Genomic DNA, 26,091 nt, shown 5'->3' on the forward strand with positions numbered 1-26,091 from the left:
TAATAACAGAAAAAAGTAACAAAGGAAGTATTTATATGGGATATTTTACAATAAAAAGTAGGAATTGGTCTACAAAATTATTCTGCTTTTTTATTATTTCTTTATTGTTGTTTCCGGGATGCAGCATGCTGAATAAAATTACAGGCAAGCAGCCCGAAGAATCGGTAAAGTCCGAAACAGTCCCTAAACAGCTCGAAGACATCGAGTCATCGATCGAAAAAATCTTTAGCGTTTTAAAAGGGCCATCCCTCATGGCGGAAGAAACAAAAGACCAGAATGAACAGACACAAGCCGGTGGACAGAATCAAGCAGGTAGTCAGAGCCAAACGAACGGTAAGAGTCAAACCGAAGGAGGCAGTCAGCAGAAAGAGCAGTCGGGACAGGACACCTCCGGACAGGCAAAGACGACGAATCAGACCCCGGATCCGTTACAGCAGGCAGCACTCGAAATTAGCCAGCTCCATAATCTCTGGAATGAAGTTATGCCTAAAATCAATCAAAAAGGCGCTGCCAAAAAACTCATCGAGAATTTCAGCGATGCCCTGAATACTCTTACAGAATCCGTGATTACCAAAGACAAAATGAAAATCATGATGGCCTTAAATGCCCTATATGAGAAGATTCCGGATATTTATGCGCTTTATCAAACCAATACTTCTCCTCAAATCAAGAATATCATCTATTTCAGCCGAAGCTCCATTTTGTTCGCCGAGTCTAAAGACTGGGAAAAAGCATCAGCGGCGATCAAAGAGCTTAAATCATCCTGGGCCATGTTCAATAACGCGCTGGAAGGAAAACAGCAGGATGATTCCAGCAAGCTTGACCTGTCCATTCTGGAGCTCGAAAAAGTAGTTCAGGAAAAAAATACGCAGCTGGTGCAAATCAAAGGGAAAATTACGTTGGCCAATATTGCCGCACTCGAAAAGTCCTTGCAGGCAGCAGAGCAGAGCAAAAAGCAAAAGAAATAAACAAAACCCGTCGACAATAAATGGGTTTTAGAAGGCACCCTTCATATGTCTCCTCACGCTTAAGATCTAATAATTGGCGTATCCATTTGCGTTGCAAACAGGTTCCTCATCCCGCTGAAGCTTCCACGGGTTGAGATCCAAAGCAATATAGGCTTGTTTCAATCGTTTTGTATTCTGCTATTTTAACAAAAATTATTGGTAAAACTTCATCCATTTATATTTTAGACATAATTGTCCATACAAAGGAAAATCATGTACAATTAATTCTGTATTCCGGTATTTTTTTTCTGAAGGACTTTTTACAGCACGCTCGATGCCTTATAATAGTAGGAATAAGATGATTGATTTCAAGGCCAAAGGAGATACCAAATGAAAATACAGAATTTTAATAAAGTGCTGGTCGCAAACAGGGGAGAAATTGCGATCAGGGTTTTTCGGGCCTGCAAAGAGCTCGGGATCAGAACCGTTGCTATTTATTCGGAAGAAGACAAATACGCTTTGTTCAGAGCGAAAGCGGATGAATCCTACCTAATTGGTGAGAAAAAGAAGCCGATCGAAGTATACTTAAGCATTGGTGAAATTATTAACCTCGCCCTAAAAAAGGGCGTCGACGCCATTCATCCCGGCTATGGCTTCTTATCCGAAAACCCGGAATTCGCGGAAAAGTGTGAGGAAGCCGGTATTGTTTATATCGGACCATCTGTTCATACACTTGAAAATCTTGGGGATAAAATCAAATCCAAACTGCTGGCCCAAAGTGTAGGCGTTCCTGTCATTCCCGGCGTGGACAAACCGATGACTTCCGTAGACGAAGCTGTGGTCTTTGCCGAGAAATATGGATATCCCGTGATTCTGAAAGCGGCAGCAGGCGGCGGCGGCAGAGGAATGCGCGTCGTCTACAGTGAAAAGGACCTGGAGCGTGAATTTAATAATGCCAGAACAGAGGCTAAGAAGGCTTTTGGCATTGAAGATATTTTTATTGAGAAATATCTGGAAAGACCCAAACACATTGAAGTTCAAATTCTGGCCGACAAGTACGGTAATATCGTTCATCTGTATGAGCGGGACTGCTCCGTGCAGCGCCGCCATCAGAAAATTCTCGAATTCACACCAGCTTTCTCAATTCCGCAGGAAGTCAGAGATCGACTGTACCAGGATGCGCTTAAACTTTCCAGAGCTGTCAATTATGTTAATGCAGGCACTGCGGAGTTTCTGGTTGACAAGCACGGCAACCACTATTTTATTGAAATGAATCCCCGGATCCAAGTCGAGCACACAATCACTGAGATGACGACAGGGATGGATATTGTTCAAAGCCAAATTCTGGTCGCTCAGGGCTACCCGCTAAATTCGAAAGAAATCGGAATTTCGTCCCAGGAATCGGTGGTTCCGCGCGGATACTCGATTCAGTGCAGAATTACCACGGAAGACCCGCTCTCAAACTTTATGCCGGATACAGGGAAAATTGACGTATATCGGACGAGTTCGGGTTTCGGTATCCGGCTCGATGGCGGCAACGGCTACACCGGTGCGAACATCTCACCTTACTATGACAGTCTGCTTGTTAAGATCATTTCCTGGGCCAGAACATTTGAAGGGACTACACAAAAAGCAATCCGTTCCGTTAAAGAAATGAATGTCAAAGGGGTCAAGACCAACGAAGCCTTCCTTATCAATGTCATGAATCACGAGAAATTCTTAAGCGGAGAATGTGATACCCATTTTATCGATGACACGCCGGAGCTTTTTGACATCAAACCCAAAAAGGATTACGAAACAAAGCTTCTGAAATATATTGGCGAAAAAATTGTCAACGAAGTCAAGAGCACCAAGAAAGACTATAACATCGCCCCAGTCCCAAAGATTGAACTGCCTTCCGAACGTGCAGGAATCAGAGGCATCCTGCAGCAGCGCGGCGCTGATGGCTTCGTATCCTGGGTGAAAGACCAGGACAAACTACTGCTGACCGACACGACTTTCCGGGACGCGCATCAGTCCCTGCTGGCAACGCGGGTTCGGACCAAGGATCTTGTGTCAATTGCCGAAGCGACTTCCGTCCTGGCCAATGAGCTGTTCTCTATGGAAATGTGGGGCGGAGCCACGTTTGATGTTGCCTACCGCTTTTTACGGGAATCACCATGGCGCAGGCTGCAAAAACTCAGACAGCTTATCCCGAATATCCCGTTCCAGATGCTTATCCGTGGCGCCAATGCCGTAGGCTATACCAACTACCCCGACAACCTGATCAGAGCCTTTATCCAGGAAGCCTCAGTGCAAGGCATCGATATCTTCAGGATCTTTGACAGCCTGAACTGGCTGAAAGGTATGGAAGTGGCTTTTGACGAAGTGATGAAAACCGGAAAAATTGCGGAGGTTTGCTTATGCTATACCGGGGATATCCTCGATGAAAGCAGAGAAAAATACTCGCTGAACTATTACCTGAAGATGGCGAAAGAAATCGAGAAGATGGGTGCCCATATACTCGGTATCAAAGATATGTCCGGCCTGTTGAAACCCTATGCCGCAGCTAAACTGATCAAAGCCCTGAAACAGGAAATCTCCATTCCTATCCATCTGCATACGCATGATACCAGCGGAAACGCTGTCGCCACGATTCTGATGGCGGCAGAAGCAGGGGTGGACATCGTCGATGCGGCGCTCAGTCCAATGGCAGGAACCACGAGCCAGCCTTCCATGGATTCAATCATTGCTGCACTCCGCAATACCAAGATGGATCCGGGAATGGACCTCGATGATATTCAAAAGCTCTGCAATTACTGGAGTGAAGCCAGAACGTTCTATGAGCAGTTTGAATCCGGACTGAAATCCGGAACTGCCGAAATATACAAATATGAGATCCCTGGAGGCCAGTATTCCAATCTGAAGCCGCAGGTGGAAAGTTTCGGTCTTGGCCACAAATTTGATGAAGTCAAAGCGATGTATATAGAGGTCAACCAGATCCTCGGTGACATCGTCAAGGTTACCCCTACCTCCAAAGTGGTCGGAGATATGGCCATCTTTATGGTCCAGAACGGACTTACCAAAGGAAATCTGCACGAAAAGGGAAAAACGCTTGCGTTTCCCGATTCGGTCGTCGACTATTTCAAAGGGATGATGGGCCAGCCGGAGGGTGGCTTCCCAGAAGAACTACAAAAAATTGTTCTGAAAGGTCAGGATCCGATTACCTGCCGGCCCGGTGAAATCCTCGAATCGATCGATTTTGAAAAAATTAATCAAAAGCTCCAGGAAGAATTCCATATAGAGCCCAATATCCGGAACGCCCTGAGTTATGCGCTTTATCCGAAAGTATACAGCGATTACCTCAAATCCCTGGACGAATTCGGGCATCTCTATAACCTGGAAAGCCACGTCTTTTTCTACGGGTTGAAAGAAGGCGAGACCAGCGAAATCGAACTTGACGAAGGCAAGACCATGATCTTGAAGTTGGTTGAAGTCCGCGATGTGGATGAAGAAGGTTATAAGACGCTGCTTTTCGAGATCAACGGCAACAGAAGAGAAGTACGAATCTTTGACCGGAACTTTGAAGAAAAAGAAAAGGTCTCCGTCACCCTGATGGCAGACCCGAATAATCCAAAGGAGATCGCCTCATCGATCACCGGAATTATCTCCAAAGTATTTGTTAAAGAAAACGAAAAAATTGTCAATAAACAAAGTATGCTGATCATTGAGGCCATGAAAATGGAGACGAATATTATGGCCCCAACGGACGGAGAAATCGAAAGCATCCTGATCAGCGAAGGCCAACAGGTAAAATCCGGCCAGTTGATTATTAAACTCAAGTAAAAGCCATCGTTAATAAATAAACCTTAAGTAATAAGATTCCGTAAGAATTGCGCAGACAAACCTATTTTTGTCTGCGTTTTCTTCATCCGAAAAAAAGAAAACCCGGCATAACAAAGTCCGAATAGCGACACAATGTGTCCGCCTCGACATCTGTAATACCGGGTGTTTTTTCAATCATGGTTATTTACAGTTTGGCAGCCGTTTCTTTAACCGTCTCTGCCAGCTTTCGCAAGTGATCGATCGTGGCTGCATTCTCCTGAGTGGCCGCAGCCTGCTGCTGGGCGATCTGTCCCGATTCTTCAGCTGCATTCGTCATGTCGGTGACCGCCGAAGAAATCGACTCAATGATCTGACGGACTTCTTCCGCTGCTTTTTTACTGTTTTCGGCTAACTTCCGGATTTCCTGGGCAACTACACCGAAACCGCGGCCGTGTTCCCCGGCCCGGGCTGATTCAATTGCCGCGTTTAAGCCAAGCATATTCGTCTGATTCGAGATGTTTGTAATGGTGTTGATAATGACTTCAGTTTCATTGATTTTCTGGTTAGACTCCTGCGCTTTCACTGTAAGGCTCTGACCGACTTCGGCCAGTCTTCCGGCTCCCATGGCGATCTCCTCGACTGCCGAGGCAATCTGATCAAGATAATCAGACAGCTGTACAGCGACCTCATTAACATCCTGCTGTTTTTTCCTTCCGCTCGCACAGATCAACGTTCCGACAGGAATTCCGTTCTCATCATGTATCGGTATATTAACTCCACGAAACAGGGTTCCTGTCCGGACATTAAATACGGTCTTCCTGTTCTCATTCACACATTTTTCGGTAGCCGTTCCAAAAACTTCATTACCGACTTCAATACCAATAGTAAGCTCTTCTCCTTCGGATGCCTGAAGATACTTTTTCCCATCCGTCACATATAAGGCCATATCAGGAGGAAGAGCCTTCACAACATAAGGCAATATGCCACAGAGTGCGTTAATTGCATCTTGTCCCTTGAACAATTCCATTCTATTCCACCCTTACTCAAACAAATATTTGTACTTTATTTGGTATTCGACGTAATTAAGCCAGATTCCTTTTTGTTAAATAAATAACTTGTATATCCAACTTTGCTTTTATTTATCAAAATTTTGCGACATAAAAAATACCCGCTTAAACTTCCTCTGCCTAAGCGGGCTCTTGGTCTAAGTGGGCCGTATTTGAATGTACCAGATAAAAAATCCCGCAAGCAGGAGGAATACTGTCGTGGCAGTCCATCGGAGAATAGACAGGACCCCTTTCACTGAACCGGCGAGACTTTCAAGATCTTTTTCTTTTTTGACACATTCCATCTCCTGCTCTTTAATCCTTTCATCATGACTGCTGAGCATCTCCTTGATATCGAAGCTAAACTCCATCAGCTGCTCACACAGACTATCCATACGCTTGGATTCCAGCACCGAGGAAGATTCCAGGATCGTCAGCCGTTCATCATGCTTTTTGAGCCTCTCTTCATGCTCTTTCAATCTTTCTTCAAGTCCTTTCTTACTCTTTTCATTTTCAGCCGTCATGTCCTTTCCTCCCTTCGTTTTCTTATTGCAACACCTCGCTGATTAAAGCATTATCTTGGTCGTAAGTCAGGAGATAGGTCTTGATTACCTTGGCGGTCACGCCATCTTCGTGATAATAGGTATCCGTCCGCAAGGAATAATACGGCGGAGTTCCCCTGCTGAAGACCGACCGCTTGGCAAGCTTCCCATTCTCCCGTTTCCACTGCAGCTCAACAAAGACGCCAAAAGCGTCTTTGTCGAGCTTATACAGGCTTAAACATTCAAAATGTGCCATCCGATCCGCAAAATGTTCCGTAAGCGCATTGTCGATTGCATCCAGGTTGTCGTTATAGTCTCTTGGCTCCACCTGTTCGGTTTCGGTGGGTTTTTTTAGATAGAATTTTGGGGTGAAAAGTGGCATTTTTTTAGCCTCCTTCAAAAACAATTGTCAGAATAAACATTATTTTGTCCCCTTCTTGGAACACTGTAAATTTTTCTAAAATAATAGATGATTATCCTGGCTTCGTCGCTATATAAGTCTATTGCGCAGTAATGTAATCATACTCTTCCTGAGTTATTTTTGATTCCGTAAGAAGGTTATTCAATTTTTCAATGGTAACTTTTCCTGACGTATAAAGCCTCTTTAAACTCTCCACAAAAATACTCATCAGATGATGCCTCCATCAATAAGACTTAACGTATATTCGTCGATGGCCTGTTCTTTAATTCCGTCTGCTGATGCTTGCCATACTGGATTGATACCAACGACACCGTCGATAAGCGTGTTTTTGAATGGTGCTATTTCTAGGTCTGTTTCGGAAATGCTTAGATTCTGCTCAATATACACGCAACCATCACAGAGTATACCATTCTCTACTTGGCGTATATCTACGCCTTTTGCCACAACAACATTAAGTGGATTAAGAATAATTTTCATAACGTACCTCCAAGTTAATAATCAGTATTTAAGGCATATAAATTTGCACTTTTCCGTCTGTTATTGCTGCACTTTTTGCTACACCATCAATAAATTCACCGCCTGCTGTGACAGCTGACAGTTTTTTCGCCTTAGAAGCCCCGGATACCATAGCAGCACATGAATAATAGTTTGAATCATTGATATAAAAAACTAATACTGAATTATTTCCAACTGAACAAACAGAACCATATACGGGATTATTTGGTGATATACAAATCGCAACCTTTTTCTGGATACTATTTATACCATACACACTAATTATTATTCCGTACGTCCATCCAGAGGCACCCCACTGATTAAACACAAATATTTGATTAGGACTAATTGTCACACAACCCTTTGGAATAACAGTCGTCTCAGTAGACAGCGTTATTGGTATAGACCATGTAGTGAAAGAGGTTCCATCAAAGTAGAAAACCGTAGCCATCAAACATACTGAGCTAGCACCCCTATAAACAGCAATTATTCTATTGCCAGAAATTACTGCTGACTTTATATAGTCCGTTCTTTCATTAGCTGTAAACGCTATGCCACTGGAACCCCCCACTACATGGTTATCCTGACCTACTGTTAAAAGATACGCCACACCTCTTTGATTACTTCCGTCTGTAATCCCAATGAAAACTTTTGTTGGTGTAAGTTTAGATAAAGTAATATAATTCATTGCAAATCCTGTTATAGGCGTATCTATAGTTAAACAAGTAACGGTAAGCCCAGAAATAGAACATACCATTGTATATAAATAATTCTGTGCTGATACATTTCCTGCAACTAATACTATTGTTTCGGTAAGAACTACTATTTCTATGTTGCCCATACTGCTTGGTGGTGTATATAAAATAGTTGCATTACCTACAGAAAGAGCTGACCCAGAGATGCTTATTGCAAAAAGATAAGGGTTCCCTGAATTTACATAGGTTACTGCTACTAGACTATCTGAAAGTACGGTTGCTTTAACTTCTGTAATACTTCCAGACATCAGATTTGTTCTTTCTCCAACAGTTATTGACGTCCCAGATATAGTTAAAATATGAGCGTATAAAACTGTGTTCTGATAATAGATTGCGAGGGCCTTTCCCGTTGCAAGTGGGAGAATTATTGAATGTGCCGAAGATGCTACAGTGGAAATGTAAGTTAGACTTCCACTGGTACATGTAGGATATAATCCTACAAAATCACCAGCTGATAATGCTTGACCAGCGTTTGTTTCATATAGGTTACCATTTATCTGCATCCCAGGATCGCCAAATATACTTGCTTTACTCCCCAACGAATTACTCAACAATCCCTGCATTACGAAGTCACCTCGTTTACTCCCCAGATATAATAATCCATATCTGTAGCAACTTCACCTTTGACTTTTATCGTCTTTGTTGTTGCTACTGGAATATTGAGATCGCTACGAATCAAGGCGTCGCCCGTGGGAATGGCTTTAATATATGGAAGAATTCGCTTGTCATCAATGAGAAGTTCTGCTTTTTTGTCGGCGGCATTGGCGTTTGAAATACAAAATCCTTTCATTATGAACGTGGTGTTTGCGGCTATTGTTGCCACAGTTACACTACCTGTGGTAAGCGTTCCGGAATACACCTGATCTGAATATATTTTAGTCAAGGTAACGGCACCCCCTTAAATTCAAGAATTGTAAATCTGCATTTCTAGAATTGTATCCGCTTAGAAATGTCGCATAATCCGCCATATGCTCCGTTAACGCATTTCCGATATTGGTATCAATTGCCTCCACCAAACTATTATGCGCGGATAAACTAACATTTTCATTGGCCAATGCTTTCGGTAAGTTGAATTGAGTCGTATATTCCGGCATTCTTCTTCGCTCCTTTATCCTTTATTGTTCACTTTAGATTGGTTCCTGCTCCGGATTCCAGGTTTCAAATTCCGCCCAGGTGAATTGGGCTGCATCCAGCCCCCCCCAGGTTAGCCCTGCCCCATTCAACGCTGACCAAGTCAGATACGTATACAGATACTCGACCATGAGGTGCGCTGGAATGACCCGATTAATCGCTGGCTGAAAATCGGACATATTTGGGGGAATACCGTAAATACCGGTAAACTTGATCTGCACTTTGTTCTGCCCTGGAAGTTCCAGGACATCGACATTCCCGTTTTGGTAGCTTTCGGCCGTTGCTTCGATCAACGCAGCGGTGGTCGTACCGGCACCCCTAAGTTTGGATTTGATAACACTTTGCCTGTAGCTTAACGGTTTGCTTTCATTTACAGGTATATCAAGGTACTCTTCCCAGTATTTGATCCCCCAGGTAGCGGTATCAACAAAGCATTGGGAAAGAACATCCTTGATGGTGTCTTCCGCCACTCCGGTATCCTGTCCAAGGGACTCCAATACCGATTTGATTGGCTCTTTCTCCGTTAGCCAGTTAGGAAGATAGGTTTTGACGATGGCTGTCCGGTCACTCATGCCAGCGTCACCGTCCCGGCTATAGCAACCCGGCAATTATTAAAGGTTGTGCCGATCACAATATTTGCTGTTCCGCCGTTAACCGTAAGTCCGGTATGGTCCAGTATCCCGGGCGTCTCAAGCAGTGTGCTACCGATCCTGGCAAAACTGACATAATCCTGTTTGAACGCAATGTCTTTCAGATGCTCAGTTAATAGTGCCCGAAAAGATGCTGTCACTTGTTCCAGATTTCCGCCAGGGTGACAGTCGCCGCCACATTGATATCGACTCCGGCAGCGGATTCGACCGTCACCTCCGCCCCGACCGGTCTCATTGACTCGATATGCGTAGCCGCGGCTGCCACAATCTCTGGTTCAGCCGGTGTTTTCTCCGAATCTACGATAATGACTTTTACTGTCCCGGCTCCATCCCATAATGGAAAAACCTTAGCATCGCCTACCCCTGTGACCTCTCCTGCCCACTGCTGGTAATGGGCTGCATTGCCGCTCGTTGCCGGATTCCGTACTTTTAGTAATAGCCTGGAAAGAAGGTCTTCATCGCTTTCCTGATCTGTCCCTCCGGTTATCGCGCTTTCATTGGTGATTTCCGTGACTCCCTGCTGAGCGATCTGCACTGTTTTGACTGCCCCAGCAGGAATATTTCCTGTGATACCCGCTTCTACAGCCTGAATTGGAATATTGGCAGACCCATTTTCCTGAATGATAGCCGCTTCCGTCGATTCAAATTCAATCCCGCCTTCGGTCAAAAAGATAATACTCTTGCCGATTGCCACACCCGGATTCCCTGAGACTTTGACAATTCCGGCAGCTTTCAGCGCACTTTTTCTGGTTAGTCCGCGCTCGTCAGCCCGGTAATCAAGATACTGCCCGCTGGTCGTCTGTGCAAAAGCCAGAGTCAAAACCAAATCCAGATTGGTATACAGCTGGGCAATCTCCAGGGCTGCAGGTGATAAAGTATCATGGATAAAACTGCCTTCCGAAGTATCCATCCCGGAAGGTACTTTGTTTTTCAGTCTTTGCAGTATTTCCTCATAAGTTTGTGCTTCAAACAACAACATTCACCTCCCCATCGTCGGTTATAAGGCTGCACGACACTTTCAATGTCGTTTCCTCCAAATTGACCTTTAAATTTTTAATATCTCGGATATGCGGATTGACCAGCAAGGCCTCTGAAATGTACCGCTTCGCTTCACTCAAGGCCGCCTCTTTGCTTAAACTTTGGCCAAAAAGATCCTCCAGTTCATGGCCGTAATTCCAGGAATAAGCCAAATATCTGTACCTTGGCACACGTAAGGCTTTCATGGCCCAGGTTTTCACTGCATCCTGCCCGGTTACGGTGCTTAGCTTTCCGTCGACCAATTGAAAACAGTCGCGGTCGAAATCCCAGGCGTATTCCCTTGGTATGGTTGTTTGATTACTTGCTGTGGCATTTTCTGATGTAACAGTTCCCAGGATAAATGGGAAAATTAACTCACCCATTTGGGGTCACCACCTTGCTTAAAACGATATAGGTTTGTTCTTTTTCCAAAGGAAGCAAAGCAACAAAAGATCCTTTTTGCAGACAGTTCCCAACCTGAAGCACACCCTCGGTGGTTTCCCCATAGCCTTCAGTTGCATTAAGGGTAGCCTGCCGATCATGGTCAAGCAGAACATCGGAGATCAGCAGGTTTTCCTGATCGAGCTGAAGGTCGCCCATTTTGATCCGGAGCTTCGGCGGCGGATTCGTCACCTGGCCGACACGGATATAGGGCGGATTATATTTTGCTCCCTGGGCCTGCATCAGCATTACCAATTCTGAATAAGGGTTCTTCGGTTCCATGTTGGTCCTCCTTGTTTGCTTATTCGATATTGCTGAATTTCAGCCCGAGGTCCATCATATAGCTGCCATCCTGCCAGGTATGGGCATCCGTCGCGATTTCAAACAACCCCTTGAGTCCTGTAAACGGTTCTATAATCTTTACTGATTTACCGGTAAGACATTCACTGTTCCCCAGGACGGAAATATTTCCGTCCCGTTCCAATCCTTTCAGCATGTTTTTCGCTACAGTTTTTGGATCGCTGCCGGCTTCCTTTTGATAAATTTCCTGAAGAACACCGTATTTCTTCATCCATTCCTGGCTCTCGACTTTACCCAGACTGTCTCCGTTATCGTTATAGATCATGACCCGGTTGATCATATTTTCAATGCTTTCAGAATAAGTGGCATCCGTAATATTCAGATTCGACCCAATAACTAGGGATGCTGTAATCGTCCCTTTTTCGAGTACGGACAACTTTCCATTCTGCATTTGGACGTTGTATTTTTTGCCGGTTTGCTTACCCGCTGCTGTGTAAGCCGCTGTAATAATCTCATACGGACTTTGCGCATTGACAAGCAGGTTTTGGATAATACCGGTTTTCTTGAGCTCCCCGACCGCGAGAAGGAAATCACTGGCGATCCTGGCTGCAATTGATTCAGCCGTAGTCTTCTTAAAGTTATAGGTTGCTTTGGATTTTAGTAAGTAGATCAGGCTGTCATAGGCCATTACGCGGATCATATGATTTGACCTGGATCTTTCCTGGTAAAAAATAACCCCTGCAAACAGCTCTTCTCCGTTATCATCCAACAGTTTGAGCATGTTGCCCGGGCTTAAGCTTATTTTCGGGATGTTTTCATCCGTTGAGGCGGTCACTTCAAGTTCCATCTTTCGGGCTGCCTGTTTTTCATCCCCGCTCCAGACAATTTTTTTGGTCAATTGGGTAATGTCGGTCCTTTGGCTGGGTTCAATCAAATAGATTTTCATAGCTTCAGCACCTGCCCAGCATAGATCAGACTTGGATTTTTGATGTTATTCTTCGCTGCCAGAGTCGGATACTTTGCCCCATTGCCATAGAACCTTTTGGCAATAGCCCACAAAGTATCTCCCGATTTTACGGTGTAGGATGAGGGCACATTTCTGTCGGATGATCTGGAGTTTTGGGATTGCGATGGACTTGTCGAAGATGTTATTGATTCCGTCTGCGCAGTGATTTGCCGATATTCCTTCAGTTCAAGTGTGAAATAAACATCTCCGGTACCTTCTCCCTTTTCGCCGTACTGAAATCTCTCTATGGACGCCGAAATATTGATGTCCGTAGAGGTAATAATCAGTCTGACCGGTTTTCCGGACTTCCGCCAGCTTTCAATGCGGCTGACACAGTCATAAGGAGACGGGAATCCGCTATACTGGCAAAAATAATACGCTTCCTTTGGAAAGAAAGAGTTCAAGGTGATCGTCGCCAGCTTTTCTTTGCCAATCAGGTTGATTTCCCCGGCATCCTGTATGTTAACCGTTGTATTAAGATTACCCTGAGTAATATCAAAGGAAGATGGTGGAACTGGAAGCTGCAGTGTCTCCGTATTATTGTAGTTTTTGAGCCAAAATTCCATAGCTTTTCACCTCCTGACTGCTAAGCCATGTTTAGAGCTGTCATCTTGATATTGCTGACCAGGGCATTAGCGATCCGATCAATATCGGCGTCCTCACGGACGATAATCGTATCCGAGAGTTTGGCAATACTGACCAAACCAAAACCGGAACGCATATTGTTGGTTTCCCTTTTCGTAAGAACAGATTCGCCCTCATGCAGGAGTGCAGGATAGTTATCATAAGGGACGCGGGGAATGCCGATGGCAAATTGTTTCGTTTTATTTTTTTTCCCTTGACCAACAACTTCTATCCCTGTTGAATTAAATAGTTTTTGTAGCAAATTATCTATTATTGTTGCAGCAATTGATCCGACAACAACTGATATGACCGCTAGCGCTAAGGGATTCACTGCAAGGCTGCCTAATAATCCTGCAAACCCAAGGGAAGCACCTAGCGTTCCCAGTCTCCCCACTAATATTTTGGGAATTTGTTTTATCATTTGTTTTACTAACCTTGAAAAAATTCCTTCAAATATAGATTTTAATCCAACCTTTCCGAAAATTTCAAGTTTGTCCCTAAATCCAAGTGTGCCTTTTTCCTTTTTTGCCGTAGCTATCTCATACATTATTTGTGGAAGAATAGTTAACGGTTTAGTATGACCTTTCACAAAAAATTTTTGGGATTTTTTCAGTTCTTTTAAAGCGGTTTCAGAAAGCCAATCGTCAAAGATAGAATACATTCTTTGTATATTATCAATGATAAAGCTACCTAAATACGTCGGTTTAGATTGTTTATTTTGAGAAGGAGATTTAATTTTTTGGTTTTCAGTATTATTGTATAACGCATAGCGATTAAAATATGGATTAGAATTTATCAGGTTACTGCGATATTTCTGACCTTTGCTTAATTCCTGTAAAAAATTCCCCCTTAAAATAGTTGTATCTTGCAAAATAATCACCTAGCTTTCAATTGTTCTATAAAGCATTATTTTTAACAATAAATAATTTCAGCATTAAGAGTATCTCTCGTTTTCTGGCATAAACGTTGATAATCCAAGGTATTATTTATTGTTCAACTTTTAATTCCCGAATCTCCCTCTCATAAAACGCTCTAATCACAATCTTCTCCCCGTACGGCAGCGAGACGAGCACAGATGGACGGATGCCTTTGGTCACCCAATAGTAGTACAACATTTCTGCCCAGCCATCCGTGCTGATTAGTTTTTTATTTCTTTAATCACGTCGTCTCCGAAGCCGCTGATTTCGGAAATAACATTGAAAATCGTTACAATCTCCCCCGGAAGCAGCAGCTTTTTAACCAGCTCAGCCGGTGTGGGGACTTTAAAATGGGCCATCAGCGCTTTATCCTTCAGATTTGGCTCAATGATTCCCGCCAGTACCGTGGCCATCTGGACTTCTCCCATGTCGATCCCCTGAATCTGGCCATTGGTAAAGTCAGCAGCAGCTTCCTGGATTTCATTGTATTTAGACGGCGACAACGCTTGACAGGTAAATACCGCCTGGCCGCCAAATAGAGCAGACAGTCTGGGAATTTCCACCTTCCGGGTTGGAAGCTTAAATTGATCTGTATCTGCTTTTAACAACAGCTCCAATGTATTCATTTCTTTTGATTCCTTTCTGATTTATACTTTTAAAACTTTGAGACTTAGTTTTGCTTGGTTCAAAGTTCAGCGTATACAAGATAAACTCTGCCCAGCATTAACTCGCATCAATCAGCGTGGCTGCTGAGCAGGCAAATCTCTTCTAGCAGGACGATCCCAAAGTTACAACTATCACTATCCCTAGATTAGGTCTCCGTAATGGATGGCCAGCGACAAGCGGAGCACGATGCGAAGCGCGGGGTTTTGTGTCACGGATGACACAACGACCGAAAGCGGCCATCCATTATGGAGACTATCTCAAGCAAAAACTACTGTATCTTTGATGTAAATATGATTGACCAAAAAAACTTGTAACTCTGCTTACCCTTGAACCATCCCCGGATCAATCACATCCAGCAAATCAAAATCACTGAAGGTAAACGGAATCGTCTCCTCGCCGTTTTTCCCTGCTTCCCAGTCGGCCAGGGATACTTCGTCAAACATCACATTCTTTAGGGCGACACGTTCCGAGCCATAGGCATCGGGGTCCGCCAGCTTGGAAACAATCGTACAGATGGTCCCCTTGCCATTTTTTATGTCCTGCGCGATCTTATTGATCATCCGGCTGGAAACCTTATGCAGCTTCAGGCTTCCTTTGCCTTCCCATCCGGTGACCTTATATCCTTTCGCCATTCGGCCGCAGATCTGGACATCACTTTTCATCAGATTAATCTTGGCCTGAAGGCCGCTGCATTCTGCCACCTTTTCATCATCCAGCCAAACTTCGCCGTGAGTTCCGTTTATAATTCTTTCAGGACTCAGTGCCATATTATTTTCCTCCCTTGTCTTTTTTCTAAATATTATTTAACTGGTAAACTCACTTGGTGCGTTGACTAGAGAAGCTTTCACTCTCCCAGACTAGGTCTCCGTAATGGATAGCCAGCGTTAAGCGGAGCACGATGCGAAGCACGGCTTTTTGTGCCACGGATGGCACAACAGCCGAAAGCGGCCATCCATTATGGAGACTATGCCAAGCAAAGCTACCGTATCTTTGATGTAATAAAGTTATCAAATAATTCACTTAGATGCTGATTTTCAGTTCGAAATCTTCGATCGCATCGACGATTTTGATCGGTCCGGAAAGGAAGATCTTGTCTCCGGTATTGGCCTCTTTGATTTGCTGATCTGTCATTGTACTGGTATCTACCCCAACGGACTGCAGGTAAGTTTTCTGGGCGGCAATGTCGATATCGACAGAATTTTTCCCGCGGTCCAGCAGCTGCTGGTTTTCCAGAGATTCGTAGTAGGCCCGGATCGCGGTAATCAGCAGGCATTTATTGTCGTAAGTATTAGGCAGTTTCCCAATATACGCATCATTCGTGGTCTTCTTAATATCGGCATAGATCATATCCATGATGTCCACAAGCTTGATCTTCTTAAAGGCTGCACCTTTATCCGCAGTCGTCGTGGTCAGACTGTTGACAGCGCGCGCAATCTTCACCTTTTCTCCATCATTCATCAGCATCAGTTTCCCGGCATCGATCGCCGTGTCAAACTGACTGTTTGTTAAATGCGGAACATCGTCAACTTCGGACAAGACCTGGAACGTCGAACTGATTGAAAGCGGATTTCCTGCCAAAATTCCAGCAATCCTGGAGCAATAATTTGCCGCGCTGTATGTGGATCCGCCGATCACGATACTATCTGTGGCAAAATTGATAATTCCTTCGTGGTCGGCAGCTGCATTCGGCAGAACGACTTTGACTCTGAGGTTTTGTGTGCCTCTTAAGCCTTTGAGCCAGGTTGCCATCGAAGCTGCATCAGCAGAGCTGATCCCAGGGACTGCTAGATAGTTCCATTGCGACCCTTCCAAATAGGTCTGAGCATCCGTGTAATTCTCGGCTGTGGTTGGCAGGATATAGACCAAAAGCTTCAACGGCGGATTCACCCCGCCGGTTAAAGCCAGCTGAAGTTGTTCCTTGTTCGCGGTGCTGAGATCTGCGGGAATATCACTGCTCGTTTCGTAGACATTGGCTCCATTGTGGACACTATCTTTCAGGATTAGTGCCACAATTCCGCGCTCTCCTCGGAGGATGGCTGTATTTGCAGCCTCCTGAAATAGAATGTTGATTTTGGGTAATGGCATATTTTTTGCCTCCTTTTTTATTTCCAATTTCATCAATCTGACTACTTTAATTAAAATAGGTTACAATTAAAAACGTTTATACCATCTCAAGAACATGTTCACATATCAAACTGAATCTGCACACTTCCCGCTAGCTCAGTCTGTCCGGAAGGTTCCGGTCTACTTTCGGTAGTATCTAGGTTAAATCCAAGATAAATTTCTTTTCCTTTCGGTCCTCCGGTGATTTGCCGAATCTTGATTTTCCTGTCTCCGATACTAAAGAAGCCGCTGCTGAATAACTCCCGAATGTTTTCGTAGACTGTATACTGCATCGCTTTGTCAGGGTTGTTATTGGCATTCAATGCCGCATTAAAAATGACATATAAAATAATGTTTCGGGCATAAAAATGCTGGTTTTTATCTGTCTGTGTTTCCTGAATAAAGACCACAGAAAAAGAAGGTCTGCTAAAACCTTCCTGCATTTCTTCTAGATAGATGTCATAATCCGGATAAGCGGTCTGGACCAGACTGCTGACTGCATCAATGATTGCTTGCATTTTTTGTTCTTACCTCCTTTCTACCAAATCTATATTTTATGCACTCCGGCCCCTCCCTGCCTTCTGGATTGCATCATACCCGCCGTCTCCGGCACTCCGTTTTAGAGACTTAAAATAAAAACGCCCTTACAAGGACGTTCCAATTAAGTGCCAAACTATGTTTGATGTGATTCTTACTGTACTCAGCATACCCGAAATTTTGCTTCAAAATCGGCAAATACCCGGAAAAAATTCGGAAAACTTTATCCGTTAGAAACCTTTTATCCAGATATGTTATTTGAATTAGATATGTTTTTTGCCTCAGATGATCCTTGTCTTTCAAGATCATTTTTCAAATTTTCTTTGTCCATAGCCTGCAAAACAGCTTTCTCCTTCGTTGGAGCCACAATATAGTCATGGGCCGCTCCGGCAATCAACGCGACAAGAAAAGCATTGATGACGGCCAAACCAATGTTTTCGCCACTAACTTCTACTCGAATGACCAGTGTCCAAATGATAATCAGGAAGGAAATCAGGACAGAGGACGGACGCACGATCCAGTCCCCTGACCCGTCTTTGGAAATCCTCTTTCCCAATATTTTCAGGTAATCTTTCAGAAAAGATACAATGACGTAGACAGCGATTACCGTGCCGCCGAGCGATGAAAGATCCTGCAGGGTAAAAAAAGTCTGGGGTAGTGTAATCGTATCCATAATTTCCTCCTTACTTGCCTTTACAGATATCAAGCACTTTTTGGCAGGTATCGTAACGGTCCGCACCAATGATATTAATTGATTTTTCTGCTGCTTGATAATCGTTGCCGATCACATAGACTTTTTCTGCACAGTCAATGAACTCTTTCGTCACATTTGCGAGGTAACATACCGGTGCCTTTAAATGATCTGCCAGATAAGCTGCTGCTCTTTCATCGGGGCCCGGATTGCATAAAATAATGTTTTGAACCACCTTTTTTCCCTCCTCACTTGAATTCGCAGAAATATTTTTTACAGGTCCTTCTTTGTTCTCTATCCCCAGAAAAACAGCTGGATTAATTTCGTTATTGTTTGTCCAGGGCGCTCTTCTGACCTCAAAATGAAGATGAGGGCCGGTGGTGTTTCCGGTTCTGCCCATCATACCGAGAATGGTACCTTCATTGACTGTCTGTCCGCGACTCACCTTCACGGAGGCAAGATGGGCATGGATCAAATCGTAATTGCCATTCCTGGTTCTCAGGATAACGTAATTTCCCCACCCTGCCGGATCTGCACCCTGACCACCGGCATAGACTGCCTTAATGACAGCGCCCGCAACAGCAACATATATGGCTCTATTTTCTGAGACCAGATCAATTCCCTCGTGATAGCCTTTACCATATACACTATTTTTGACACCATAGGGGTAAGATACGCTTGCTGACTTTAAAGGCATCATCCGCTTTCCCACCTTTCCGATAGACCAAAGAAAATAAGACCTGTCCTTTATTAGATAAATATTCATAAAGTCTCAGGTCTTATGCATAATATGTGGCTTGTCTCATTCTTGTGCTATTAGCCGGATTTAACGAGGTGTTTTACCTTCAAATAATCGCTGAGTTTCTGGTTAATATTTTTCCGGCGATATCTTATGGTCTTTTCGTCCATATTCAACGCCAGTCCGATTTGCAAATTACTTTTTCTTTTTAAACCATAATACTGTTCACAAATCATCCGTTCCACAGGATCCAGCAAGTTCAGCGCAAAACCAATTCCCTCAATGGAAGATTCCAGATGCATGATCTCCATTTTTAGCCTAATCTTTTTTTCAAGCAAAACCACAAGCTCCCTTTGCGATCTTTCCATGGAGCGTGTAAATTCCGCATAAGCTTGCGCAGTTGGATCACAGACCAAGCCGCTTCCTCCTCCCGTGACGGGGCGATAACTCGATACTGTTCCTTTCGAAGGAATAAGCTGATTTACATCCAATAATATTCTTCTGATATCTTCGGCGTTTTTTTCCACCGCTTCCAAAGCTCTTTTCTTGACCTGCCGTTCATCTAATTTCCGGTAATAGCTTCGCAAGGCGGCTTCCATACCTTTCATAGCGGTGTCGTTCATGTTCACCCTCCTCTCCGGTTGTTCCTGTATGTTCTTTATGGAGAATACTTCCACTGTAATAAGCATACGTTATTTTCAAGGATTAATTCGGCAAAAGCCAGGAAAAAATTCGGAAATCTCTTTGCATGTCTAGCACCTTGTCAACCCTAAAATTATTATATAATGACGACAACGCGGTATTACGAGAAATCTGCCGCCAGGGTATATAAGGTTCAGGGCTGACAGGTTCTCGTTATTGATTCACACACAAACAATCCTGCAGGAAAAGGTTGAGTTTCTGATTAATTTTTTTCCTTCTGTACCGAATCGTTTTTTCGTCCATCCGAAGTTCTTTGGCAATTTGAAGATTGCTGTACTCCTTAAGGCCGTAACACTTCTCACATATTGTTCGGTCAACAGGATCAAGTAGACTTAAGGCATAAGTGATCCCTTCAATGGCTGATTCAAGATAGATGATCTGACTCTTCAGTTTGACACCGCGGTGTAGTAACGCGGCTAATCTCTTCTCAAATTTTTCTACGGATGAAGTAAATTCATAATAGTTTTGCGCAGACCTGTCGCAAACGTACACACAACCGCCTGAAACAGCCATATATTGTGTAACAATCCCTCTGGAAGGTACCAGTTCGTTGACATCCAGCAAAATATTCCTGATCTCATTAGCATTTTTTCTAAGGTTTTCAATAATCGCCTTTTTTACCCACAGTTCATTCAAGCTTCGATAGTAATTTTTCAGCATGTTCTCCGTGTCTGTCATCTGTGATTTTTGCAAAGCCTCACACCCCTTTTTTGCTCGCAACCAAATGTCCTTACGCTTTAATTCAAAGCGTATATTAATTATATTGCTACATTGCGTAGCAGTCAACTTCTATTTTTGGAATTTTATGTTGTTATTTATATTTTGTCCTATTGAATTGCTACTCATTGTAGAGTAAAATATTTTCTTAGAGGTGATGATGTGAGTTTTGGTGAAACTTTAAAATATTTGCGCCGGACGAAGAAAATTACGCAGAACCAGTTGGCCTTACACCTGGAGGTATCGCGTTCAGCTTTGTCTTTGTATGAACTTGGTTTAAGAGAACCGGATTATAAATTTCTGCAGAAAGTCTCCGATTTTTTTGGGATCTCTCTGGATAGTCTGCTGGGCAAAAACCCTGCGATGAACGAACTGCCGAATTTTAATAACGGGCATACCATTCCTGATCTTGCTATGGTTCCAATCGTCGGCCGAGTCCCCGCCGGAACCCCGGCCATTCCTTTCGAAGATATTGAAGATTATTTGCCGGTTCCCCGTTCGTTTGTCCGCGAAGATGAATTGGTCTTTGCCCTGAAGATTAAAGGCGATTCGATGATTGATTTAGAAATCAATAACGGCGACCTTGTGCTGGTAAGAAAACAGCAAACGGCCCAAAACGGGCAGACGGTAATAGCCAGGATCAACGGGGAAGAAGTGACCTGCAAAAGGTTTTACAATGTTGATAATCGAATTACGCTTGAACCGGCCAACCCTACCTACCGGGCGTTGGAACCTGATCATGTTGAAATTGTTGGCGTTGTGTTCAAAGTCATCAAAGATATCTTCTAAAAGAGGAAGTAAAGGAATAAAAAAAGCAAAAGACTTCGTTTCACTTAATTCGAAACGAAGTCTTTTGTTTGGGGAATAAGCTGTTGACTATTGATCCATCAGCTCATTTCTAGATAAGTATTTTCTTGCTTCCTTTTTTGAATAGAGGATTGCTTCAACAAGCATTTTTTTATTTTCAAAGACTTTTGGTCCTGCTAATATTTCCGGCGTATTGTCATCCTCAGACAGGCAGAGTCTGGCTTTTTCCCCCATGCAATCAATGATCCAAACTCTTATCTTCATAATGATTTCCTCCTCCTGATGTAAAAGAAGATCATGAAAGGAAATATTAATGGTTTTACTGCCGTGAAGCCATAATTTTTTTATTAATATCAATTTTGTTAAGACAGATCTTCATGTTGAAATTGACTAAAAATTTATCTGTTATCTCCTCCCTTAGTATTTGGCTCAAAATCTTAATGAGTAAAAGTAATTATACCATTTACTTCCTGCGAAAATTGTAGAAATACTTGATTTTCATAAAAAATGACCTTAGGATAGTACTTTCGTCCTAAGATCAATCTTCGGCATAGAATAAAAAGATCTATTCAAAGATCACAATCACAGCAAGCCCTTCTCTCGCAGGATTTTAACAATACCAGCTGTTGATTCGCTGCGGTCCATAGTGTAGAAATGGAGGCCGCAGGCTCCTTCTTGGAGGAGTTCTTCGCACTGTGCCACAGCGTATTGAGTACCAAATTCCAACAAGGCATCCGCATCACCTTCCGGCAATGCAGCGATTCCTTTTTTCAATTGTTCCGGTATGGTTGCGCCACAGTTTGCTGCAAGCATTTCCATCATTTTGACACTATAGACAGGCATCAGTCCGGGAATAACAGGAACGGTAATGCCGCTCTTTTGGCAACGCTCCAGCAAATGATAGAAGTAAATATTGTCATGAAAGAAGTTGGCAATGACAAAATCCGCGCCTTGATCCACCTTATACTTTAAATATTCAATATCCTTTTCCAAACTTGGCGCCTCAAGATGACCCTCGGGATATCCTGCTACCCCTATGCAAAAGTTATAATTCTTTTTGGCAAACGTTACGAGCTCATAAGCGTAGTGAATGGTATCCGTAGGAATTTCCTTCGCTCCGTCTTTGCCCAGATCTCCGCGCAGCGCCAGGATGTTCTCAATCCCAAGGTCCTGGTAAGCATCCAGCACTGCAGCCACTTCGTCCAGCCTTAAACCATAAGCCGCGAGATAGGCAACAACTTCGAGCCTTTTCTCCTGCTTCAGTTTCTTGACCAGTTCATAAGATCCTTCCCTTGTTGACCCACCTGCCCCGAAGGTGACCGAAACAAAACTCGGATTAAGGCCTGCTAAGACATCAAGTGTCTTTTCGAGGGTTTCTGCATTTTTTTCCGTCCGTGCGGGAAAATATTCAAAAGATAAGGTTGGCTTGCCGGTTTTGAATAATTCAGATATTTTCATACTTCTCTCCTTATCCATTTTTTTATTGTTATTACTGCGTCAACCATACTGCGTTAACGTTTAGGCGGTTACCAGGTCATGGTGATTGACAGCTGCTAGTGATATATTAATTCAGAACGATGATTTCTGCAAGCATATACTTTTATAACAAATACTTTTATGCAGATACTTTTATAGCGTTACTTTTGGACACTAACGGCATTTTATTATGTATATAGAATACATAATTCTTTATGAAAAGCATCATCTTGTTTTCTTTTTTCTGATAAAATGGCTGTGAGGCTCTTACATCAAAATACTCTATTTCAGCTTTATTTTTATAAAGAAAGGAAATACAACATGCCAAAAAGAACCGATGTTAATAAGATCCTGATTATTGGGTCAGGTCCCATCGTGATCGGACAAGCCTGCGAGTTTGACTATTCGGGGACCCAGGCCTGTAAAGCGCTTCGCAAACTGGGCTACAAGATCGTACTGGTCAATTCCAATCCTGCCACCATCATGACAGACCCCGGAATTGCTGATGTCACCTATATCGAACCATTAAACCTTGAAAGTCTGACGAAAATCATTGCCAAAGAACGTCCCGATGCCCTGCTGCCGAATTTGGGTGGTCAGTCGGCCTTGAACCTTTCCTCGGAGCTGCACCAGGCAGGCGTCCTTACGAAGTATAACGTTAAGGTCATCGGTGTTCAGCTGGACGCGATTGAACGTGGTGAAGACCGAATTGCTTTCAAAGAAACCATGAACAGGCTCGGCATTGAAATGCCCCTCAGCAAAGCGGCCTACAGCGTAGAAGAGGCTGAAGCGATTGCCCAGGAACTCGGGTATCCGGTCGTTATCCGCCCGGCCTACACCATGGGCGGAACGGGGGGCGGTCTGGTTTACAATGCTGAAGAACTGAACGTAATTGCGAGCCGCGGTATTGCCGCAAGCCTGGTCGGTCAGATCCTGGTGGAAGAATCCGTACTTGGCTGGGAAGAACTCGAGCTCGAAGTCATCCGTGATGCCAAAAACCAGATGATCACCGTATGTTTTATTGAAAATATCGATGCGATCGGTGTCCACACCGGCGATTCTTTTTGTTCGGCCCCAATGCTGACGATCAGTCCTGAGCTTCAGGAGCGCCTGCAAAAATATTCTTATTCTGTCGTCGAAGCCATTGAAGTCATTGGCGGCACCAATGTGCAGTTTGCGCACGATCCGAAGACCGGTCGGGTCGTCATCATTGAGATCAACCCGCGTACTTCCCGATCCTCAGCATTGGCCTCCAAAGCAACAGGTTTGCCGATTGCGCTGATCTCTTCCATGCTGGCGGCAGGGCTGACCCTGGACGAAATTCCGTACTGGAGAGACGGCTCTCTGGACAAATATACACCTTCAGGCGACTACGTTGTTATCAAGTTTGCACGCTGGGCGTTCGAAAAATTCCCGGGTTCCGTGGACAAGCTTGGTACCCAGATGCGCGCCGTCGGCGAAGTCATGAGTATCGGGAAAAATTACAAAGAAGCGGTGCAAAAGTCCATTCGCTCTCTCGAGATCAACCGTTACGGCCTAGGCTTTGCGAAAGATTTCCACCAGCGGTCTCTGGACGAACTGATGGCCTTGCTAACTGAACCAACCAGCGAGCGTCAGTTTATCCTTTACGAAGCACTGCGCAAAGGCGCAGATATCCATGATCTGTACGCTTTGACCTATATCAAGCCTTACTTCCTGCAGCAGATGAAAGAACTTGTGCTGCTGGAAGAAGAAATCTTAAAATACAGCGGCCAAAAGCTGCCGGATGAACTGCTGACTCAGGCCAAAAAGGACGGCTTTGCAGACCGTTACCTTGCAATGCTCTTAAACTTAAGTGAAGCGGAGATTCGCAAACAGAGAGCTGCTCTGGGGGTAGTGGAAGGCTGGGAAGCTGTTCCAGTAAGCGGCGTTGAAGATGCCTACTATTATTTCTCTACCTATAATGCTCCCGACAAGACCACAAGCAGCAACCACCCAAAGGTAATGATCCTCGGCGGCGGACCGAACCGGATCGGTCAGGGCATAGAGTTCGACTACTGCTGCGTGCATACCGCCTTTGCGCTGCGTGATCTTGGCTATGAGACCGTCATCGTGAACTGTAATCCCGAAACGGTCTCCACGGACTACGATACCTCCGATAAACTTTATTTTGAACCGCTTACCGTCGAAGATGTTCTGAGCATCTACGAAAAAGAAAAACCACTCGGCGTAATCGTGCAGTTTGGCGGCCAGACACCACTGAACATTGCAGATGAGCTCAAAAAAGCCGGTGTCAAGATTCTCGGTACAACGCCGGAGACCATCGCGCTGGCTGAAGACCGTGATTTGTTCCGTAAGATGATGGAAAAGCTGGATATTCCGATGCCGGAATCCGGAATGGCCGTCAACCTGGAAGAGGCCCTTGTTATCGCTGACCGGATTGGTTATCCTTTGATGGTCCGCCCTTCATTTGTTCTGGGTGGACGCGGCATGGAAGTTGTTCACGACGCGGAGATGCTAAGCCGTTACATGGCAGCTGCGGTAGGTGTGACGCCCGACCGGCCGATTCTGATCGACCGTTTCCTGAGCAATGCGATCGAAGCGGAAGCCGACGCGATTGCGGACGGCAAGGATGCTTTTGTACCGACCGTCATGGAACATATCGAACTGGCCGGTATCCACTCCGGAGACTCGGCCTGCGTCATCCCGCCGATCAGCATCCCTGAAAAACACCTCGCGACGATTGTGGAATACACGAAAAAAATTGCCCAAGAGATGAACGTTATCGGGCTGATGAACATGCAGTATGCAATCGCCGACGACAATGTTTATGTTCTGGAAGCAAATCCGAGAGCTTCAAGGACTGTGCCGCTCGTATCCAAAGTCTGTAATATTTCCATGGCCCGGATCGCGACCGAAATTATGATGGCTGTCAATGACGGTAAGGAAACATCCGTCAAAAACTTGACTTCCAAGACAGTACCTTATTTTGGAGTCAAGGAAGCAGTCTTTCCGTTTAATATGTTTACCGAAGTTGACCCTGTGCTCGGACCGGAAATGCGTTCAACCGGTGAAGTGCTCGGCCTGGCTGATTCGTTTGGTCTGGCTTACTACAAAGCACAGGAAGCAACCAAGTCCCCGCTGCCGGAATCGGGTACTGTGCTGATCAGCGTCAATGACGACGATAAGCCTGCAGCGCTCGATATAGCCAGGAACTTTACCCAAATCGGCTTTAAAATCATGGCTACGGAAGGGACCCACAAATTCCTACTGGAGAACGGAATCGAAGCCGAAAAAATCAAGAAGCTGTATGAAGGCCGTCCGAACATTGTGGATAGCATCACCAACAAGGAAATCCATCTGGTGATCAATTCGCCGTCCGGCAAACGCAGCAAACATGAGGATGCCTATATCCGCAAAGCGGCGATCAAGTATAAGGTCCCATATATCACCACGATGACCGCTGCCGCGGCAAGCGCCAAAGGCATTGCCGCCTATGGCGCGAATGGCGCATCTGGAATTACCTTAAAGTCCCTGCAGGAATATCATGCTGAGATTAAAAGATTCTAATATATAAG

At 44.4% G+C, this 26,091-nt stretch carries 30 protein-coding genes; 4 read left to right on the forward strand and 26 right to left on the reverse strand.

Annotated elements, in window-relative coordinates; translation table 11 throughout:
- Window positions 1–125 precede the first annotated feature (125 nt).
- Both NC238_17620 and NC238_17625 read left to right on the forward strand, forming a co-directional pair.
- Window positions 126–968, forward strand: a complete 843-nt coding sequence (locus tag NC238_17620; protein ID MCM1567729.1) for a hypothetical protein — start codon at window positions 126–128, stop codon at window positions 966–968.
- Between the two features lie 369 nt (window positions 969–1,337).
- Window positions 1,338–4,772: a pyruvate carboxylase gene (locus NC238_17625; GenBank protein ID MCM1567730.1), complete on the forward strand. Its 3,435-nt coding sequence runs from the start codon at window positions 1,338–1,340 to the stop codon at window positions 4,770–4,772.
- 184 nt (window positions 4,773–4,956) lie between these two features.
- Here NC238_17625 and NC238_17630 read toward each other — a convergent pair whose 3' ends face one another.
- The 24 genes from NC238_17630 to NC238_17745 all read right to left on the reverse strand — a co-directional run bounded on the left by NC238_17630 (window position 4,957) and on the right by NC238_17745 (window position 20,227).
- Window positions 4,957–5,778, reverse strand: a complete 822-nt coding sequence (locus NC238_17630; protein ID MCM1567731.1) for a methyl-accepting chemotaxis protein — start codon at window positions 5,776–5,778, stop codon at window positions 4,957–4,959.
- Window positions 5,779–5,955: 177 nt separating this feature from the next.
- Window positions 5,956–6,321 (reverse strand): hypothetical protein, encoded by a 366-nt coding sequence (locus NC238_17635; protein MCM1567732.1) that lies wholly within the window; start codon window positions 6,319–6,321, stop codon window positions 5,956–5,958.
- Window positions 6,322–6,343: 22 nt separating this feature from the next.
- A complete protein-coding gene (locus NC238_17640; protein ID MCM1567733.1) occupies window positions 6,344–6,721 on the reverse strand; it encodes a hypothetical protein in 378 nt (125 codons plus the stop codon).
- Window positions 6,722–6,839: 118 nt separating this feature from the next.
- Entirely contained in the window at window positions 6,840–6,968 is a 129-nt protein-coding gene (locus NC238_17645) for an XkdX family protein (GenBank protein MCM1567734.1), read from the reverse strand.
- Window positions 6,968–7,237, reverse strand: coding sequence for a hypothetical protein (locus NC238_17650; GenBank protein ID MCM1567735.1), 270 nt, complete (start codon window positions 7,235–7,237; stop codon window positions 6,968–6,970). The genes NC238_17645 and NC238_17650 overlap by 1 nt, the downstream gene beginning before the upstream one ends.
- A gap of 28 nt (window positions 7,238–7,265) precedes the next feature.
- Complete coding sequence (locus tag NC238_17655) at window positions 7,266–8,573, reverse strand: hypothetical protein (protein ID MCM1567736.1); 1,308 nt, start codon at window positions 8,571–8,573, stop codon at window positions 7,266–7,268.
- Window positions 8,573–8,893 (reverse strand): hypothetical protein, encoded by a 321-nt coding sequence (locus tag NC238_17660; protein MCM1567737.1) that lies wholly within the window; start codon window positions 8,891–8,893, stop codon window positions 8,573–8,575. Before NC238_17660 ends, NC238_17655 begins: the two co-directional genes overlap by 1 nt.
- The gene (locus tag NC238_17665) at window positions 8,886–9,104 is read right to left on the reverse strand and encodes a hypothetical protein (GenBank protein ID MCM1567738.1); all 219 of its coding nucleotides are present in this window, start codon (window positions 9,102–9,104) and stop codon (window positions 8,886–8,888) included. Before NC238_17665 ends, NC238_17660 begins: the two co-directional genes overlap by 8 nt.
- A gap of 33 nt (window positions 9,105–9,137) precedes the next feature.
- On the reverse strand, window positions 9,138–9,713 hold the full coding sequence (locus NC238_17670) for a YmfQ family protein (GenBank protein MCM1567739.1): 576 nt from the start codon (window positions 9,711–9,713) through the stop codon (window positions 9,138–9,140).
- Window positions 9,710–9,931 (reverse strand): hypothetical protein, encoded by a 222-nt coding sequence (locus tag NC238_17675; GenBank protein MCM1567740.1) that lies wholly within the window; start codon window positions 9,929–9,931, stop codon window positions 9,710–9,712. The genes NC238_17670 and NC238_17675 overlap by 4 nt, the downstream gene beginning before the upstream one ends.
- The gene (locus NC238_17680) at window positions 9,928–10,764 is read right to left on the reverse strand and encodes a baseplate J/gp47 family protein (GenBank protein MCM1567741.1); all 837 of its coding nucleotides are present in this window, start codon (window positions 10,762–10,764) and stop codon (window positions 9,928–9,930) included. Before NC238_17680 ends, NC238_17675 begins: the two co-directional genes overlap by 4 nt.
- Window positions 10,757–11,191: a DUF2634 domain-containing protein gene (locus NC238_17685; GenBank protein ID MCM1567742.1), complete on the reverse strand. Its 435-nt coding sequence runs from the start codon at window positions 11,189–11,191 to the stop codon at window positions 10,757–10,759. Before NC238_17685 ends, NC238_17680 begins: the two co-directional genes overlap by 8 nt.
- Window positions 11,184–11,531, reverse strand: coding sequence for a DUF2577 domain-containing protein (locus NC238_17690; GenBank protein ID MCM1567743.1), 348 nt, complete (start codon window positions 11,529–11,531; stop codon window positions 11,184–11,186). The genes NC238_17685 and NC238_17690 overlap by 8 nt, the downstream gene beginning before the upstream one ends.
- Before the next feature lie 19 nt (window positions 11,532–11,550).
- Window positions 11,551–12,495, reverse strand: coding sequence for a hypothetical protein (locus tag NC238_17695; GenBank protein MCM1567744.1), 945 nt, complete (start codon window positions 12,493–12,495; stop codon window positions 11,551–11,553).
- Window positions 12,492–13,121 (reverse strand): LysM peptidoglycan-binding domain-containing protein, encoded by a 630-nt coding sequence (locus NC238_17700; GenBank protein MCM1567745.1) that lies wholly within the window; start codon window positions 13,119–13,121, stop codon window positions 12,492–12,494. The genes NC238_17695 and NC238_17700 overlap by 4 nt, the downstream gene beginning before the upstream one ends.
- Before the next feature lie 20 nt (window positions 13,122–13,141).
- On the reverse strand, window positions 13,142–14,050 hold the full coding sequence (locus NC238_17705; protein ID MCM1567746.1) for a hypothetical protein: 909 nt from the start codon (window positions 14,048–14,050) through the stop codon (window positions 13,142–13,144).
- A 267-nt stretch (window positions 14,051–14,317) separates the two neighbouring features.
- Window positions 14,318–14,722, reverse strand: coding sequence for a hypothetical protein (locus NC238_17710; GenBank protein ID MCM1567747.1), 405 nt, complete (start codon window positions 14,720–14,722; stop codon window positions 14,318–14,320).
- 360 nt (window positions 14,723–15,082) lie between these two features.
- Window positions 15,083–15,529, reverse strand: coding sequence for a phage tail tube protein (locus NC238_17715; GenBank protein ID MCM1567748.1), 447 nt, complete (start codon window positions 15,527–15,529; stop codon window positions 15,083–15,085).
- A 253-nt stretch (window positions 15,530–15,782) separates the two neighbouring features.
- Complete coding sequence (locus NC238_17720) at window positions 15,783–16,847, reverse strand: phage tail sheath subtilisin-like domain-containing protein (protein MCM1567749.1); 1,065 nt, start codon at window positions 16,845–16,847, stop codon at window positions 15,783–15,785.
- 98 nt (window positions 16,848–16,945) lie between these two features.
- Window positions 16,946–17,383 carry a hypothetical protein gene (locus NC238_17725; protein MCM1567750.1) on the reverse strand — a complete coding sequence of 146 codons (438 nt, stop codon included), beginning with the start codon at window positions 17,381–17,383 and terminating at the stop codon, window positions 16,946–16,948.
- A gap of 260 nt (window positions 17,384–17,643) precedes the next feature.
- Complete coding sequence (locus NC238_17730; GenBank protein ID MCM1567751.1) at window positions 17,644–18,075, reverse strand: hypothetical protein; 432 nt, start codon at window positions 18,073–18,075, stop codon at window positions 17,644–17,646.
- Between the two features lie 10 nt (window positions 18,076–18,085).
- Window positions 18,086–18,793 (reverse strand): M23 family metallopeptidase, encoded by a 708-nt coding sequence (locus NC238_17735; protein ID MCM1567752.1) that lies wholly within the window; start codon window positions 18,791–18,793, stop codon window positions 18,086–18,088.
- A 116-nt stretch (window positions 18,794–18,909) separates the two neighbouring features.
- Window positions 18,910–19,455 (reverse strand): hypothetical protein, encoded by a 546-nt coding sequence (locus tag NC238_17740; protein ID MCM1567753.1) that lies wholly within the window; start codon window positions 19,453–19,455, stop codon window positions 18,910–18,912.
- A gap of 232 nt (window positions 19,456–19,687) precedes the next feature.
- Entirely contained in the window at window positions 19,688–20,227 is a 540-nt protein-coding gene (locus NC238_17745; GenBank protein MCM1567754.1) for a hypothetical protein, read from the reverse strand.
- A gap of 186 nt (window positions 20,228–20,413) precedes the next feature.
- On the opposite strand from NC238_17745, the gene lexA reads away from it, so the two are divergent.
- A complete protein-coding gene (gene lexA, locus NC238_17750) occupies window positions 20,414–21,040 on the forward strand; it encodes a transcriptional repressor LexA (protein ID MCM1567755.1) in 627 nt (208 codons plus the stop codon).
- A gap of 87 nt (window positions 21,041–21,127) precedes the next feature.
- Here the strand turns inward: lexA and NC238_17755 are convergent, their stop codons facing one another.
- Together NC238_17755 and NC238_17760 are read right to left on the reverse strand one after the other, a co-directional pair.
- Complete coding sequence (locus NC238_17755) at window positions 21,128–21,322, reverse strand: hypothetical protein (GenBank protein ID MCM1567756.1); 195 nt, start codon at window positions 21,320–21,322, stop codon at window positions 21,128–21,130.
- 318 nt (window positions 21,323–21,640) lie between these two features.
- Window positions 21,641–22,516, reverse strand: a complete 876-nt coding sequence (locus NC238_17760) for a methylenetetrahydrofolate reductase (protein MCM1567757.1) — start codon at window positions 22,514–22,516, stop codon at window positions 21,641–21,643.
- 339 nt (window positions 22,517–22,855) lie between these two features.
- On the opposite strand from NC238_17760, the gene carB reads away from it, so the two are divergent.
- The gene (carB, locus tag NC238_17765) at window positions 22,856–26,083 is read left to right on the forward strand and encodes a carbamoyl-phosphate synthase large subunit (GenBank protein ID MCM1567758.1); all 3,228 of its coding nucleotides are present in this window, start codon (window positions 22,856–22,858) and stop codon (window positions 26,081–26,083) included.
- The last annotated feature ends 8 nt before the right edge of the window (window positions 26,084–26,091 follow it).

Source organism: Dehalobacter sp., from assembly GCA_023667845.1.
GTDB lineage: Bacteria > Bacillota > Desulfitobacteriia > Desulfitobacteriales > Syntrophobotulaceae > Dehalobacter.

Bases quoted from the DNA above. Each gene is read 5' to 3' on its own strand.
- NC238_17725 (MCM1567750.1), bottom strand. From the start codon at position 17,383: ATGCAAGCAATCATTGATGCAGTCAGCAGTCTGGTCCAGACCGCTTAT.
- NC238_17635 (MCM1567732.1), bottom strand. From the start codon at position 6,321: ATGACGGCTGAAAATGAAAAGAGTAAGAAAGGACTTGAAGAAAGATTG.
- NC238_17640 (MCM1567733.1), bottom strand. From the start codon at position 6,721: ATGCCACTTTTCACCCCAAAATTCTATCTAAAAAAACCCACCGAAACC.
- NC238_17740 (MCM1567753.1), bottom strand. From the start codon at position 19,455: ATGAACGACACCGCTATGAAAGGTATGGAAGCCGCCTTGCGAAGCTAT.
- NC238_17760 (MCM1567757.1), bottom strand. From the start codon at position 22,516: ATGAAAATATCTGAATTATTCAAAACCGGCAAGCCAACCTTATCTTTT.
- NC238_17720 (MCM1567749.1), bottom strand. From the start codon at position 16,847: ATGCCATTACCCAAAATCAACATTCTATTTCAGGAGGCTGCAAATACA.
- NC238_17625 (MCM1567730.1), top strand. From the start codon at position 1,338: ATGAAAATACAGAATTTTAATAAAGTGCTGGTCGCAAACAGGGGAGAA.
- NC238_17665 (MCM1567738.1), bottom strand. From the start codon at position 9,104: ATGCCGGAATATACGACTCAATTCAACTTACCGAAAGCATTGGCCAAT.
- NC238_17735 (MCM1567752.1), bottom strand. From the start codon at position 18,793: ATGATGCCTTTAAAGTCAGCAAGCGTATCTTACCCCTATGGTGTCAAA.
- NC238_17700 (MCM1567745.1), bottom strand. From the start codon at position 13,121: ATGGAATTTTGGCTCAAAAACTACAATAATACGGAGACACTGCAGCTT.
- NC238_17650 (MCM1567735.1), bottom strand. From the start codon at position 7,237: ATGAAAATTATTCTTAATCCACTTAATGTTGTTGTGGCAAAAGGCGTA.
- NC238_17645 (MCM1567734.1), bottom strand. From the start codon at position 6,968: ATGAGTATTTTTGTGGAGAGTTTAAAGAGGCTTTATACGTCAGGAAAA.
- NC238_17630 (MCM1567731.1), bottom strand. From the start codon at position 5,778: ATGGAATTGTTCAAGGGACAAGATGCAATTAACGCACTCTGTGGCATA.
- NC238_17620 (MCM1567729.1), top strand. From the start codon at position 126: ATGCTGAATAAAATTACAGGCAAGCAGCCCGAAGAATCGGTAAAGTCC.
- NC238_17710 (MCM1567747.1), bottom strand. From the start codon at position 14,722: ATGAATACATTGGAGCTGTTGTTAAAAGCAGATACAGATCAATTTAAG.
- NC238_17690 (MCM1567743.1), bottom strand. From the start codon at position 11,531: ATGGAACCGAAGAACCCTTATTCAGAATTGGTAATGCTGATGCAGGCC.
- NC238_17755 (MCM1567756.1), bottom strand. From the start codon at position 21,322: ATGAAGATAAGAGTTTGGATCATTGATTGCATGGGGGAAAAAGCCAGA.
- NC238_17655 (MCM1567736.1), bottom strand. From the start codon at position 8,573: ATGCAGGGATTGTTGAGTAATTCGTTGGGGAGTAAAGCAAGTATATTT.
- NC238_17695 (MCM1567744.1), bottom strand. From the start codon at position 12,495: ATGAAAATCTATTTGATTGAACCCAGCCAAAGGACCGACATTACCCAA.
- NC238_17715 (MCM1567748.1), bottom strand. From the start codon at position 15,529: ATGGCACTGAGTCCTGAAAGAATTATAAACGGAACTCACGGCGAAGTT.
- NC238_17685 (MCM1567742.1), bottom strand. From the start codon at position 11,191: ATGGGTGAGTTAATTTTCCCATTTATCCTGGGAACTGTTACATCAGAA.
- NC238_17730 (MCM1567751.1), bottom strand. From the start codon at position 18,075: ATGGATACGATTACACTACCCCAGACTTTTTTTACCCTGCAGGATCTT.
- carB (MCM1567758.1), top strand. From the start codon at position 22,856: ATGCCAAAAAGAACCGATGTTAATAAGATCCTGATTATTGGGTCAGGT.
- NC238_17670 (MCM1567739.1), bottom strand. From the start codon at position 9,713: ATGAGTGACCGGACAGCCATCGTCAAAACCTATCTTCCTAACTGGCTA.